The sequence below is a fragment of the Streptomyces sp. CB01881 genome, assembly GCF_002953255.1.
GTDB lineage: Bacteria > Actinomycetota > Actinomycetes > Streptomycetales > Streptomycetaceae > Kitasatospora.
In genome coordinates this window covers 6,878,114-6,891,859 of the sequence record NZ_CP026498.1, presented here as the reverse complement: position 1 = coordinate 6,891,859, position 13,746 = coordinate 6,878,114, and the positions used below count along the sequence as shown (strand labels likewise).

Genomic DNA, 13,746 nt, shown 5'->3' with positions numbered 1-13,746 from the left:
CGAGACCAAGGGCGGCATCATGACCAAGCTGATCGAGCGCAACACCACGATCCCGACCAAGCGCTCCGAGATCTTCACCACGGCCGAGGACAACCAGCCGTCCGTGCAGATCCAGGTCTACCAGGGCGAGCGCGAGATCGCCGCGTACAACAAGAAGCTCGGCATGTTCGAGCTGACCGGTCTCCCGCCGGCCCCCCGCGGCCTGCCCCAGATCGAGGTCACCTTCGACATCGACGCCAACGGCATCATGCACGTCGGCGCGAAGGACCTCGGCACCGGCAAGGAGCAGAAGATGACCGTCACCGGCGGCTCCGCGCTGCCGAAGGACGACATCGAGCGCATGATGCGCGAGGCCGAGCAGTACGCGGAGGAGGACCACAAGCGCCGCGAGTCGGTCGAGACCCGCAACCAGGCCGAGCAGCTCGTCTACTCGACCGAGAAGTTCATCGCCGACAACGCCGACAAGCTCCCGGCCGACGTCAAGACCGAGGTCGAGACCGCCATCGGCGAGCTCAAGGAGGCCCTGAAGGGCGAGGACATCGCGGCCATCCGCGACGCCTCCGAGAAGGTCTCCACCACCGCCCAGAAGCTCGGCCAGGCGCTCTACGCCAACGCCGACGCCGCGGGTGCCGCCCCGGCCGGTGACGCCGCCGGCGCCAAGGACGACGACGTCGTCGACGCCGAGATCGTGGACGACGAGAAGCCCAAGGGCGGTGCGGCATGACGGAGAAGCCGCAGGGTGCTGAGCCCGGCGACGACTCCGCCGCCGAGGAGGCCGTGATCAAGGCTGCCGAGGAGGCCGCCGCGGCCGGCTCGGCCGGCGGGGACGAGCTCGCCGCCGCCAAGCGCGAGGCGGCCGAGCGGACGGCCGACCTCCAGCGCCTCCAGGCCGAGTACCAGAACTACCGCAAGCGGGTCGAGCGCGACCGTCTGACGGTCCGGGAGATCGCCGTCTCCAACATCCTGGAGTCGCTGATCCCGGTCCTGGACGACATCGGCCGGGCCCGCGAGCACGGCGAGGTGACGGGCGGTTTCAAGTCCGTCGCCGAGTCCCTGGAGACGGTCGTGGCCAAGCTGGGCCTCCAGCAGTTCGGCAAGGAGGGCGAGCCCTTCGACCCGACCATGCACGAGGCGCTGATGCACAGCTACTCCTCGGACGTCACCGAGGACACCTGTGTCCAGATCCTCCAGCCCGGCTACCGGATCGGCGAGCGGATCATCCGCCCGGCGATGGTGGCGGTCGCGGAGCCCCAGCCGGGCACCCAGACCACCGCCGCGCCCGACGCCGACAAGGCTGCGGACGCCGACAAGGCCGACGGTGGCCCGGAGAGCTGACAACCCGTGCGCTGCGGAGTCGTACGTCGTCCAGTACGACGGCCGGCTCCGCAGCGCCGTCTCCGTCGACGGCAGGACGCCCCTGCCTGTTGACAGCACATTGACTATGGATCGTGGGAGGTGGCGGCAGCCATGAGCGGGCGGAGCGAGCGAATCGCCGAAAGGTGCGCTTTGCGCGAAGCGGCTGCCGAGCGACGCGAGGTGGGCGCATGAGCGAGCGCAGCGAGCGAATCAGTGACGGGTGCGCGTTCCGCGAAGCGGCTGCCGAGCGAAGCGAGGTGGGCGCATGAGCGAGCGCAGCGAGCGAATCAGTGACGGGTGCGCGTTCCGCGAAGCGGCTGCCGAGCGAAGCGAGGTGGGCGCATGAGCGGCAAGGACTACGTGGAGAAGGACTACTACAAGGTCCTCGGCGTGCCCAAGGACGCCTCCGCCACCGAGATCAAGAAGACGTACCGCAAGCTGGCCCGCGAGTTCCACCCCGACGCGAACAAGGGCGACAGCAAGGCCGAAGAGCGCTTCAAGGACATCTCCGAGGCCTATGACGTCCTCTCGGACGAGAAGCGCCGCAAGGAGTACGACGAGGCGCGCACCCTCTTCGCCAACGGTGGCTTCCGCTCCGGCGGCCCCGGCGGCGGCAACTACAGCTTCGACTTCGGTGACCTGTTCAACGGCAGCCAGGGCGGCCCCGCCGGCGGTGGCGGCGGCATCGGCGACGTCTTCGGCGGCCTCTTCAACCGCGGCGGCCGCCAGCCCCAGCCCCGGCGCGGGGCCGACGTCGAGACCGAGGTGACGCTCTCCTTCGAGGAGGCCGTCGACGGCGCGACCGTCCCGCTCCGGATGACCAGCCAGGCCCCCTGCCGCACCTGCAGCGGCACCGGTGCGAAGGCCGGCACCACCCCCCGGGTCTGCCCCACCTGCGTCGGCGCCGGCACCGTGAGCCGCGGTCAGGGCGCCTTCGCGCTCTCCGAGCCCTGCCGGGACTGCCGCGGCCGCGGCATGATCGTCGACGACCCGTGCACCGACTGCCACGGCAGCGGCCGGGCCAGTTCCGCCCGCACCATGCAGGTCCGGATCCCGGCCGGCGTCCAGGACGCCCAGCGCATCCGGCTCAAGGGCAAGGGTGCCCAGGGCGAGCGCGGCGGCCAGGCCGGCGACCTCTACGTCACCGTGCACGTCGACGCGCACCCCGTCTTCGGGCGCAAGGCCGACAACCTCACGGTGACCGTGCCGGTCACCTTCCCCGAAGCCGCTCTCGGCGGCACCATCGAGGTGCCGACGCTCAACGGCCCGTCGGTGAAGCTCAAGCTGCCCCCGGGCAGCGCCAACGGTCTCACCCTGCGGGCCCGCGGCAAGGGCGCCACCCGCAAGGACGGCACCCGCGGCGACCTCCTGGTCACCGTGGAGGTGCTGGTGCCGCAGCACGTCACCGGCGACGCGCTGACGGCCCTGGAGCAGTACCGCGAGGCCACCGTCTCCGACGACCCGCGAGCCGCCCTCTTCAAGGCGGCGAAGGGAGCGTGACGACCAGATGATCCCCGACAGCAGCCCCCTCGGCCCGATGGGCCCCATCGGCCCCGGGGTCGGCGAGGGTCTCCCCGGCGGCGCCCCGCGCGCCCGCCGCACCGCCCCGCCGCCGCAGTACGTCCTCACCGAGGACACCCCGGTCTACGTGATCTCGGTCGCCGCCGAGCTCTCCGGCCTGCACCCGCAGACCCTGCGCCAGTACGACCGCCTCGGCCTGGTCTGCCCGGACCGCACCGCCGGCCGCGGCCGGCGCTACTCCGCCCGCGACATCCAGCAGCTGCGCGAGGTCCAGCGCCTCTCCCAGGACGAGGGCATCAACCTGGCCGGCATCAAGCGGATCATCGAGCTGGAAAACCAGGTCACCGCCCTCCAGTCCCGCATCGCCGAACTCGCCGACTCCCTTGAGGGCGCCGCCACCACGCTCCAGCAGCGCGAGGCCACCATCCACGCCTCCTACCGCCGCGACCTGGTGCCCTACCAGCCGCCGACCCAGTCCAGCGCCCTGGTCGTCTGGCGCCCGAAGCGCTGACCCGGCCACGACGGCCCCTGCCGCCGGTTCCCTCCTGAACGGGGGGTGCCGGCGGCTGGGTGTTGATGAGAGAGTGCTGCATCAGGGCGACCGCCGGACGATCCGTCCGTCCTTGTGAGCCAGGCGCCGGATCGTGCTCTGCGTTTAAGATCCCTGGGCAGCGGACTTCAGTCGCGTTGACTTGTCCGGTCGACGACAAGGAGCCGAAAGTGAGTGATCGAGAACAGCTGGTGCACAACCACAGTCGCTCACCGATCCTGTCCTCAGACGCCCGCGCGCTCTACCTGAAGGCGTTGAACGAGGACGGCCGGCTCAGCCGAAGCAGCTGCACACCGCACGAGGCCGCCGCCCTCGACGAGTTGATGGAGCTCGGACTCCTCATATCGGACAGCGACGAGCCGGGTTCGCTGTTCGCCGCCGATCCCGCGAAACTCGCCGCCAGCCTGAGCTCGACATGGCAGCGCCAGGCGCTCGATCTGCTGGCCCGTGCCGTGGCAATTCCCGGCGACCTGGGCGAGCTGGCGGAAGCGTTCCACAATCCCGACCAAAGCGGTGGCCCCATTGAATACGTTCAGGGCCGGGCACTCATAAATCAACGGGTTCAGCAGGCGATGGCGAGCGGAATGACCGAAGGGCTCGCAATGCAGCCCGGCGGGCCGCGCCCCTCGGAACTGCTGACCTCGTTCATCCAACGCGATCTCGACATAATCCGCCATGGCGCGTCCATGCGGACGATCTACAACGCCAGCACCCGGCACCACCAACCGACCAGGGATTACGTATCCACGCTGGCCAAAGAGGGCTGGCAGTTCAGGACCCTGGACGAGCCTTACACGCGGCTCCTGATCGTCGACCGGCGCCTTGCCGTGATTCCGGTGGTGGGCGACCACGTGGCCGCTTTCGTCCACGATTCCGCGGTCATCAACTACCTCGCGGAAGAGGTGTTCGAGCGGAACTGGAGTCGGGCGCTCGACTTCGACGGCGACCGCACCATCCCGCAGCAGGTCGTCTCGCAGCTCAGGCACACGATCATCGACCTGCTGCTGGCCGGCACGAACCACCGGGTCATCGCCCGTCGGCTCGGCATCAGCGAACGCACGCTGGCCCGGCACATCGCGGAAATGCGCGAGGAACACAACGTGGACTCGCTGTTCCAGCTCGGCTACGTCCTCGGGCAGTCCTCCGGGACGACCGCCTGAGCGCCGACGCCACTGGCGTGCAGGAGTTTCCGGACTCGGGAGGAAACGATTCCTCGACGGCTCGGCCGTGCCGCCCGCGGTCCGCGCACGCGCAGGCCCGAGCCCGGGGAGGTGCCTTCCCCGGACGACCCCACGGCCGGACCGCCGCCCACACGGGCGGCGCCTCGTTCAAGCAGCACCAACGGCGGCCGGTCGCCGCGCGACCTCGACCCGAGTCCCCCCGCGAAACCGCCTAGCCCCGCACCTCTTCGGCCGGGCCGGGCAATTCGCGAGCACTCAATGCATCGTCATCTCACCAGTGGAAATCGTCGGCCAGGGCCTGAGTCGTCGACCCGGTTCCCTGACCGGGCACACTCTCGGAACCCGCATAACCCGCGCCGAGAGCGCCGACAGCGAAGATGGAAACGCCGACAACGGCGGACAGTACAGCCTTACGGACAAGTCGGTACATACGAGACACGGACCCATCCCTCCTTCTCAAGCTCCGCGAGCTGGACTTATAGCACTGGCGTCCACATGATGCCGCACGGCACGCTACGGTGTCATCTCCCCTACGGCGCAGGCAGCGTCATCTCTATGCCAGGCATCCAGATGACAGGGCGGAACGCTGGACGGAGCCGTCGGCACTGATAGACGATCAGTTCGCTCCCGATGGTCCGGCGGATGAAGCAGAGTTGCCGCTGTACCGTCAAATATCAGTCTGATGACTTCAGAATCTTTGAAGCAGCAACCAACCGCAGCGCCCACCGGCACCGCATCTTCCCCGGTCGGCCTTCCCCCGGAGTCGACAATGACCGAGCCCTACCTGCGTCACCACGACAGCCAGGCCCCTGAGGGCCGGCGTGCACGAGTCTTCCTGGCCGCGCCGCTGATGCGGTTGACCGGGCCGGCGGACAGTGTGGTGACCCTGGCCAGCCGGACGCGGCTGACGACGCTTCGCACCACGCTCCTGCGCAGCGGCGCCGCCGTGTACAGCGCGCACCACAGCGACGCCTGGACCATCGCCGGCCGGGCCCCCGAGCCGCGCGTCCCCTCCGACTTCCGCGCGCTGCAGTCCGCCGACCTGGTCTTCGCGTACGTCGGCGCGCCGCTCTCCGCCGGGGTCAGCCTGGAGCTCGGCTGGGCCTCGGCCCTGCGGAAGCCGATCGTCCTGCTGGTGGACGAGGCGATCACGCACAACCCGCTGATCGCCACCATCGAGCAGGTCGCCCCCGTGCTGCCGCTCGTCTTCGACGACACCTGGTCGCAGGAGGCCCTCCACCACACCGTGGAGACCGCCCTCGACTGGGCCGGCATGGCGCTCTCCCTGCGCGAGGGCTTCTGGACCGCCCCCGGCGAGCAGTTCACCGTCCCCCGTCAGCAGCCCCCGGCCGTCGGCCGGAGCGGCTACTGGCCGAGCAGCGCCGCCACCGGCTGATCGCGGCCCGCACCACGGCAGTTCACGCATCGGACTCCCCCGTCCGGGCTTCCCGCATCCGCCAGCCCAGCTGGAAGAGCGTCTCCGCGCCGTGACGGCGGCGGAGGCGGGCGATGTGGGCGGCGACGCTGCGCTCGCTGAGGTGGAGGCGGGTGGCGATGGTGCGCTGGGTGAGGCCCTGACGGAGCAGGTGCCCGACGCGGGTGGTGGTCGGGTGCGCGGTGGTGGCGGTCGCGGGGTGGTCGACGGGGGTGGCCCGGGACCAGTCGCGTTCGAAGAGGGCCACCAGGAAGGCCACCGTCGCGGGATTGTGGACGAAGGCCGCCCTGGTCTCGTCGTCGGCGGCGGGGACGACCGCCACCGAGCGGTCGAAGACCAGCATCCGCTGGTACGGCTCGTCCAGCACCCGGACCTCGGCGCCGTGTCCGGCCATGGACCGCACGTGCTCCACCACCACGCGGTCGGCGACGGCCAGCGGCTGGTAGAGGGTGCGCATCGCGCAGCCCCGCTTGAGCAGCGCGACGTCCTGGGGCATCGCCATCCGCAGGGCGGCGGCCGGACGGGGCCCGGGCTGGGCGGCGAGCAGTTCCTCCGTGCAGTCGGAGAGGAGCTCGGAGATGCGCTGCCGGATCCCGGCGGTGCCCTCGATGTGGACGGCCTCCAGCGGGACCGCCGGGCGGGGCACGGCGTCGTACGCGCGGATCAGGTCGTCCAGGGCGGCCGGGAGGCGTTCGGCGTGGACGAGCAACCGGGTTGCCTCGGTGCGGAGTTCGGCGCCCAGGCGGTCGCCGGCCGAGCGCGGGTCGACGGCCGTGTACCCGGCGGCCGGGTGCCTGGCGCAGGCCCGGTAGTCGGCGGCGGCCCGGTAGTCGGCGGCGGCCGGGACGAGCAGGCCCTGGTCCAACAGACCGGCCAGGGCGGGGCCGTCGGCCGGGGTGAGGGCGGCCGCGGACAGGTGGCCGCCGGCCGCGACGGCGGCCAGGTAGAGGGCCTGTTCGGCGGCGGTGGGCCCGGCGGACGCGGCGGCGGCGGGTTCACCGTTCATCGGGGCCGCCCCTCATCAGCCAGCCGAGCTGGAACAGCGTCTGCGCGCCGTACCGGTCGCGGAGGCGGGAGATGTGGGCGGCGACGGTGCGTTCGCTGAGCCCCAGCCGGGTGGCGACCGCGCGTTGGGTGAGGCCGCGGGCGAGGAGACGGCCGACCCGGTCGGGGGTGTCGCGGGTGGGGCCGTTGGCGTGGGCGGCGGTCCAGTCGGGGGCGTCGGCGCGGGCCCAGTCGCGTTCGAAGGCGTTGACCAGGAAGGCGATCGCGGCCGGGTCGGTGATGAACGCGGCGGTGCTGTGGTCCTCGTTGGCGGAGAGCACCGCCACCGAGCGGTCGAAGACGAACATCCGCTGGAACGGCTCGTCCAGGATGCGGATCAGCGACCCGTGCCGGGTGACCTCGTCGGCGTAGGCGAGGGCGGCGGGGGCCGAGACGGCCACCGGCTGGTAGACGGTCCGCAGCGAGCAGCCGCGTTGCAGGAGCTGGAGGTCCTGCGGGAGGGCGATCTTCAGGGCCTCGGCGGGGCGGTGGCCGGGCTGGGCGGTGAGGACCTCGGTGCGGCAGTCGGAGACCAGCTGCGAGATGCGGTGGCGGATGTGGACGTGGCCCTCGATGTAGACGGCGCCGCCGGAGCGCTCGGGCGGCCGGGGCATGGCGTCGTAGGCGCGGGTGAGGGAGTCGAGGGCGCCGGGGAGGTTCTCGGCGCGGACGAGCAGCCGGGTGGCCTCGCTGAGCAGTTCGGCGCCGAGCCGGTCGCTGACCGAGCGCGGGCTGACGGCGGTGTAGCAGGCGTCCATGGGGTTGGGCATCAGCAGGCCGATGTCGACGAGCCGGCCCAGCGCGGCACGGTCGTCCTCGGCGACGTCGGCGGACGGGATGCGGCCGCCCGCGTCGAGGATGGCCAGGTAGAGCCGGCGGGCCTCGTCGTCGGGCTCACCGGACGCCCCGGCAATGCCCGGAGCGGCCGTCGGGTCCGCCGTCACCTCGAACACTCCCTGCCGGATGGATCTCGGATACGCCTGTACTTCGCGGTCTGTGCTTCTGGGTCCGTACGCGGGGGCGCGTGCCCCGCAGCCGGTGCTTCGGGTACGCAGGTGCCGTGGCCGCCAGGTGTCCCGCCCGCTTGCCGGTCATGATCCCAGCACCGCGCGCAGCACGCGATCACGGTACTGCGAGCCGGCGGACCCCCGGGTCCCGGGTGCCGTCGCACGCCGGGAGGCCGGGGGCCGCCGGTGCCACGCCAATGTCCTGGTGCTTCCGGCGAGGCGGAGCAGCAACGCCTCGCCGACTCCGGTCCCGGGTGCCATCACCACACATGGCGTCCGGCCGGCGCTCTTCCCCCCGATATGCAGGTACGGACGTGCCGTGAGCATCCAGTTCTGAAGAGCAAGTCACCACCATCGGGCTGCGGTTGCCCGGACGACCTGGCGTGGCTCCACCCTCACAGCGTGACGGCCGGTGAACAAGTGCCGCCCGAGTGCATGTTCTCGCAATTGCAGGAACCTGCATCCGGCGGTCGGCGCGGGTTCCCGCGCGACGCGCCGCCGGTGTGCATAACCGCTGGTCACGAGGGTAGGCCCGTGGAGTCCGACCGTCCGGTCATTCGGTACGGAAGGGCGGGCCCGATGACCGGCCCGCGCGTGGCCCGACCGCGTGCCGCCGCCCGGCGCGCCGGCGGCCGTCCGCCCTCGCGGCAGCCGACGCCCGGTCAGCGCGCCAGCAGCCGCCCGCCGGCCAGCCCGGCCGCGGTGCCGGCGGCGGCCACGGCCCAGGCGGCGACCAGCAGGACGAAGAGCCCTGCGGCCAGCCCGGTGAACCCCGCGAAGCCGGTGTGCCGGGCGAGCGCGGCCGCGCCGGTGACGCAGGTGCCGATCGGGAAGGTGTACGCCCACCAGGTCATCGCGAAGGCCATCCCGGCCCGGCGGGCGCGCAGGTTGGCGGCGGTGGCGACGGCGAGCCAGAGCATCGCGACGCCGAGCACGGCCACGCCGTACAGCTCGGCGAAGGCGAGGGCGGCGGGGGCGAGTTGGGGGGTGACCGGGCGGGCGGCGTCGGCGAGCTGGTGGACCGCGGTGGTGGACTGGCCGAGCGGGCCGAGCACCAGGAAGAGCGACGGGGTGAGCGCCAGGGCCGGGATCTTGCTGTGCACCAGTCCGGTGAGCACCACCGGCAGCATGGCGAGGGTGGCCAGCAGGCCGACTCCGAGCAGGGCCCAGCAGCCGTACAGCATGGCCTGCTGCGGGGTGCCGGCCGGCAGGTGCGGGACGAGTGCGGGGCCGGTGGAGGCGGCGACCAGCGGGGCGACGACCGGCAGCAGCCAGGTCGGGTTGGCCTCCAGCGGGGAGACTGCGTGCCGGGTGATCATCAGGTAGGGGATGCCGGCCGCGACCGCCAGCGCGTACAGGGTGCCGGCGCTCCAGAGCACCGCGTCCAGGGCGACGGCGGGGCCGGTGCCGATCACCCGCGAGCCGAGCACCAGGGTGCCGAAGCCGACCGAGAGCAGGGCCATCGGCGGACAGCCGTAGAAGACGGCGGTGGCCGGGGTGTCCAGCAGGTGGCCGCGGGCGGCGGCCCGGTGCCGGGTGAGGTGGAGCACCCGGGCGGTCCCGAGCACCACCAGCGCGGCCAGCCCGAGGCCCCACATCAGCTCGCCGAACCCGATCAGCCCGGGGAGCATGACGGGCAGTGCGGCGGCGCCGTTGCCGACGATCGCGGTGCCCATGACCGCCGCGTACCAGTTCGGGCTCAGCTGGGCGAGGTCGGGACGGACGTGCAGGAACGGTCGGGGGCTGTCGATCACGGTGGCCATGGAATCCACCGTGCCGTCGGCGGCCGCGCTCCGGTAGCGGCCGGAGCTCTATGAGGGCATAGCCTGAACCTATGGCCCTCTCCCCCCGCGTCCCCGAACTCGGTGCCCTGGAGTTGCTGCTCGCGGTGGCCCGGCTGGGCAGTGTCGGCCGGGCCGCGGCCGAGCTGGGGGTGAGCCAGCCGACCGCCAGCGCCCGGATCAAGGGCATGGAGCAGCAGATCGGCGTCCCCCTGCTGGACCGCTCGCCCCGGGGCAGCCGGCCGACCGAGGCGGGCCGGCTGGTGGTCGAGTGGGCCCGCCAGGTGGTGGAGGCGGCGCAGGCGCTGGACGCCGGGATCGACGCACTGCGCGAGCGGCGGGACGCCCGGCTGGTGGTGGTGGCCAGTCTGACCGTCGCCGAGTACCTGATGCCGGGCTGGCTGCTGGCGCTGCACGAGGCCAGTCCGGGGACGGCGGTGACGCTGCGGACGGCCAACTCGGCGGACGTCGCCGGGCACGTGCTGGCCGGGGACGCGGACCTCGGCTTCGTCGAGGGCCCGTCCACCCCGCGGGGGCTGGCCGGCGCGGTGGTGGCCGCCGACCGGCTGGTGGTCGTGGTCGCCCCCGGCCACCCCTGGGCGCGCCGCCGGGCCCCGCTGACCGGGGCCGAGCTGGCGGCGACGCCACTGGTGCTGCGCGAGCCCGGTTCGGGCACCCGGGAGGTACTGGAGATGGCGCTGGCGCCGTACGGGGGCGCAACGCAACCACGACTGGAGCTGGCCTCGTCGACGGCGCTGAAGGCGGCGGCGATGACCGGTGCCGGGCCGGTCTGCCTGAGCGAGCTGGCGGTGGTGGAGGAGCTGGCGACCCGGCGGCTGGTGGCGGTGCCGCTGGCGGAGGGGCTGGACCTGCGGCGCCCGCTGCGCGCGGTCTGGCCGGCCGGGCGGCGGCCGAGCGGCCCGGCCCGGGAACTGCTGACGCTGACCCGGCGCTCGCCGGGCCGCGAACCCCACAACCGTTCATCCGGAAGTCGAGCCGTGGAAAGTTGAGCGGAATAGACTCAACTTAGTGCATGCTGTAGTCAGCAGGGTCCGGGCACCAGCCCGGGATCCACGCACCAGCAGGGATCCACGCACGGCAAGCGGGATCCACGCACGAGCAAGGAGGACACCCCAGCAGTGGACGCCAGCAAGTTCACCACCAAGACGCAGGACGCCCTGTCCGCCGCAATCCGGCAGGCGGGCGCCGCGGGCAACCCGGACGTCAAGCCGGTGCACATCCTGATCGCCCTGCTGGAGCAGCCCGAGGGCATCGCCAGGCCGCTGCTGGAGGCGGTCGGCGCGGACGCCGGCCGGGTCGACGACGGCGCGCGCCGGCTGCTGGCCGCGCTGCCCAGCGCGATGGGCTCCACCGTCGCCGCCCCGCAGCTGGCCCGCGACACCCTCGCCGTGCTCACCGAGGCCGGCAAGCGCGCCGACGACCTGGACGACCAGTACGTCTCCACCGAGCACCTGATGGTCGGCCTGGCCGCCGAGGGCGGGGCCGTCGCCGATCTGCTGGTGCAGCAGGGCGCCACTCCGAAGGCGCTGCTCGCCGCCTTCAAGGACGTGCGCGGCAGCGGCCGGGTCACCTCGCCGGACCCCGAGGGCACCTACAAGGCCCTGGAGAAGTACGGCACCGACCTCACCCAGGCCGCCCGGGACGGCAAGCTCGACCCGGTGATCGGGCGGGACCAGGAGATCCGCCGGGTCGTCCAGGTGCTCTCCCGCCGCACCAAGAACAACCCGGTGCTGATCGGCGAGCCGGGCGTCGGCAAGACGGCCGTGGTCGAGGGCCTGGCCCAGCGGATCGTCGCCGGGGACGTCCCGGAGTCGCTGCGCGGCAAGCGCCTGGTCTCGCTGGACCTCAGCGCGATGGTCGCCGGCGCCAAGTACCGGGGCGAGTTCGAGGAGCGGCTGAAGGCCGTCCTGAACGACATCAAGCAGAGCGACGGCCAGGTCGTCACCTTCATCGACGAGCTGCACACCATGGTCGGCGCGGGCGCCGGCGGCGACTCCGCGATGGACGCCGGCAACATGCTCAAGCCGATGCTGGCCCGCGGCGAGCTGCGGATGGTCGGCGCCACCACGCTGGACGAGTACCGCGAGCGGATCGAGAAGGACCCCGCCCTGGAGCGCCGCTTCCAGCAGGTGCTGGTCGGCGAGCCCAGCGTGGAGGACTCGATCGCCATCCTGCGCGGCCTCAAGGGCCGGTACGAGGCGCACCACAAGGTGCAGATCTCGGACGCCGCCCTGGTCGCCGCCGCCACCCTCTCCAACCGCTACATCACCTCCCGCTTCCTCCCCGACAAGGCGATCGACCTGGTCGACGAGGCGGCCTCCCGGCTCCGGATGGAGATCGACTCCTCCCCGGTCGAGATCGACGAACTCCAACGCTCCGTGGACCGGTTGCGGATGGAGGAGCTGGCCCTGGAGAAGGAGTCGGACCCCGCCTCGGTCGACCGGCTCGACCGGCTGCGGCGCGATCTCGCCGACAAGAACGAGCAGTTGAGCGTGCTCACGGCGCGCTGGGAGCAGGAGAAGAAGAGCCTCAACCGGGTCGGCGAGCTCAAGGAACGTCTCGACGACCTGCACGGCGCCCTCGAACGCGCCCAGCGGGACGGCGACTTCGAACGCGCCTCCAAGCTGATGTACGCCGAGATCCCGGCCGCCGAGCACGAGCTGGCCGAGGCGCAGGAGCGCGCGGCCACGGCGGACACCGATGCCGGGTCCGCCTCCCCCGCCATGGTCAAGGAGGAGGTCGGCCCGGACGACGTCGCCGACGTGGTCGCCTCCTGGACGGGCATCCCGGCCGGCCGGCTGCTGGAGGGCGAGAGCGCCAAACTCCTGCGCATGGAGGACGAGCTGGGCCGCCGCCTGATCGGCCAGACCGAGGCCGTCCAGGTCGTGTCGGACGCGGTGCGCCGCACCCGTTCCGGCATCGCCGACCCGGACCGGCCGACCGGCTCCTTCCTCTTCCTCGGCCCCACCGGCGTCGGCAAGACCGAACTCGCCAAGGCCCTGGCCGACTTCCTCTTCGACGACGAGCGGGCGATGGTCCGCATCGACATGAGCGAGTACGGCGAGAAGCACTCCGTCTCCCGCCTGGTCGGCGCCCCGCCCGGGTACGTCGGCTACGAGGAGGGCGGCCAGCTCACCGAGGCGGTCCGCCGCCGCCCGTACAGCGTGGTGCTGCTGGACGAGGTGGAGAAGGCCCACCCCGAGGTCTTCGACGTGCTGCTCCAGGTGCTGGACGACGGCCGGCTCACCGACGGCCAGGGCCGGACGGTGGACTTCCGCAACGCGATCCTGATCCTCACCTCCAACCTGGGCAGTCAGTTCCTGGTGGACCAGAGCACCCCGGAGGAGCGGAAGAAGGCCCTGGTGCTGGACACCGTCCGGGCCGCGTTCAAGCCGGAGTTCCTCAACCGGCTGGACGACATCGTGGTCTTCGACCCGCTGGGCACCGCCGAGCTCAGCCGGATCGTCGACCTCCAGGTGGCGAAGCTCGGCGAGCGGCTGCGCGAGCGGCGGCTCACCCTCCAGGTCGGCGAGGCGGCCCGGGACTGGCTCGCGCTCACCGGCTACGACCCGGCGTACGGCGCCCGTCCGCTGCGCCGCCTGGTGCAGTCCGCGATCGGCGACCAGCTCGCCCGGGCGATCCTCTCCGGCCAGGTGCACGACGGCGACACCGTCCTGGTCGAACGGGACGAGGAGGCCGACCGCCTCACCGTCCGTGCCCGCGGGCCGCTGGAGAAGTAGCGCGCCCGGGCCCGGCCCGCGGTGGGCCGCCCCTGCGGGAGGGGCGGCCCACCGCCGTGTTCACCCTCGGTGTCCGCCGCCCCTCCGGCAAGATCCTTCCCGTCCCGCCA

Annotated in this window: 11 protein-coding genes; 8 read left to right on the top strand and 3 right to left on the bottom strand. The window is 72.4% G+C overall.

The features are described from left to right. The 6 genes from C2142_RS40055 to C2142_RS19865 all read left to right on the top strand — a co-directional run. The coding region (locus tag C2142_RS40055) for an Hsp70 family protein (RefSeq protein ID WP_241002675.1) at positions 1-724 on the top strand (724 nt) is incomplete at its 5' end. Continuing rightward, on the top strand, positions 721-1,335 hold the full coding sequence (grpE, locus tag C2142_RS19885; RefSeq protein WP_148643907.1) for a nucleotide exchange factor GrpE: 615 nt from the start codon (positions 721-723) through the stop codon (positions 1,333-1,335). The genes C2142_RS40055 and grpE, both read left to right, overlap by 4 nt. 363 nt (positions 1,336-1,698) lie before the next feature. Next, on the top strand, positions 1,699-2,856 hold the full coding sequence (gene dnaJ, locus C2142_RS19880; RefSeq protein ID WP_148643906.1) for a molecular chaperone DnaJ: 1,158 nt from the start codon (positions 1,699-1,701) through the stop codon (positions 2,854-2,856). Positions 2,857-2,863: 7 nt separating this feature from the next. Then, positions 2,864-3,388: a helix-turn-helix domain-containing protein gene (locus C2142_RS19875; protein ID WP_241002674.1), complete on the top strand. Its 525-nt coding sequence runs from the start codon at positions 2,864-2,866 to the stop codon at positions 3,386-3,388. Between the two features lie 209 nt (positions 3,389-3,597). Continuing rightward, entirely contained in the window at positions 3,598-4,587 is a 990-nt protein-coding gene (locus tag C2142_RS19870) for a helix-turn-helix domain-containing protein (RefSeq protein ID WP_148643905.1), read from the top strand. A 790-nt stretch (positions 4,588-5,377) separates the two neighbouring features. Beyond that, positions 5,378-6,004, top strand: a complete 627-nt coding sequence (locus C2142_RS19865; RefSeq protein WP_148643904.1) for a hypothetical protein — start codon at positions 5,378-5,380, stop codon at positions 6,002-6,004. A 22-nt stretch (positions 6,005-6,026) separates the two neighbouring features. Here the strand turns inward: C2142_RS19865 and C2142_RS19860 are convergent, their stop codons facing one another. The 3 genes from C2142_RS19860 to C2142_RS19850 form a co-directional block, all read right to left on the bottom strand. Further along, positions 6,027-7,049 carry a LuxR family transcriptional regulator gene (locus C2142_RS19860; protein WP_148643903.1) on the bottom strand — a complete coding sequence of 341 codons (1,023 nt, stop codon included), beginning with the start codon at positions 7,047-7,049 and terminating at the stop codon, positions 6,027-6,029. Further along, positions 7,039-8,031 carry a LuxR family transcriptional regulator gene (locus tag C2142_RS19855; protein WP_241002672.1) on the bottom strand — a complete coding sequence of 331 codons (993 nt, stop codon included), beginning with the start codon at positions 8,029-8,031 and terminating at the stop codon, positions 7,039-7,041. Before C2142_RS19855 ends, C2142_RS19860 begins: the two co-directional genes overlap by 11 nt. Before the next feature lie 725 nt (positions 8,032-8,756). Then, positions 8,757-9,857 carry a TDT family transporter gene (locus C2142_RS19850; RefSeq protein ID WP_148643902.1) on the bottom strand — a complete coding sequence of 367 codons (1,101 nt, stop codon included), beginning with the start codon at positions 9,855-9,857 and terminating at the stop codon, positions 8,757-8,759. A gap of 71 nt (positions 9,858-9,928) precedes the next feature. Between C2142_RS19850 and C2142_RS19845 the strand changes: the two genes are divergently transcribed. Together C2142_RS19845 and clpB are read left to right on the top strand one after the other, a co-directional pair. Then, entirely contained in the window at positions 9,929-10,885 is a 957-nt protein-coding gene (locus tag C2142_RS19845) for a LysR family transcriptional regulator (RefSeq protein WP_148643901.1), read from the top strand. Positions 10,886-11,014: 129 nt separating this feature from the next. Then, a complete protein-coding gene (clpB, locus tag C2142_RS19840; protein WP_148643900.1) occupies positions 11,015-13,636 on the top strand; it encodes an ATP-dependent chaperone ClpB in 2,622 nt (873 codons plus the stop codon). Positions 13,637-13,746: the final 110 nt, after the last annotated feature.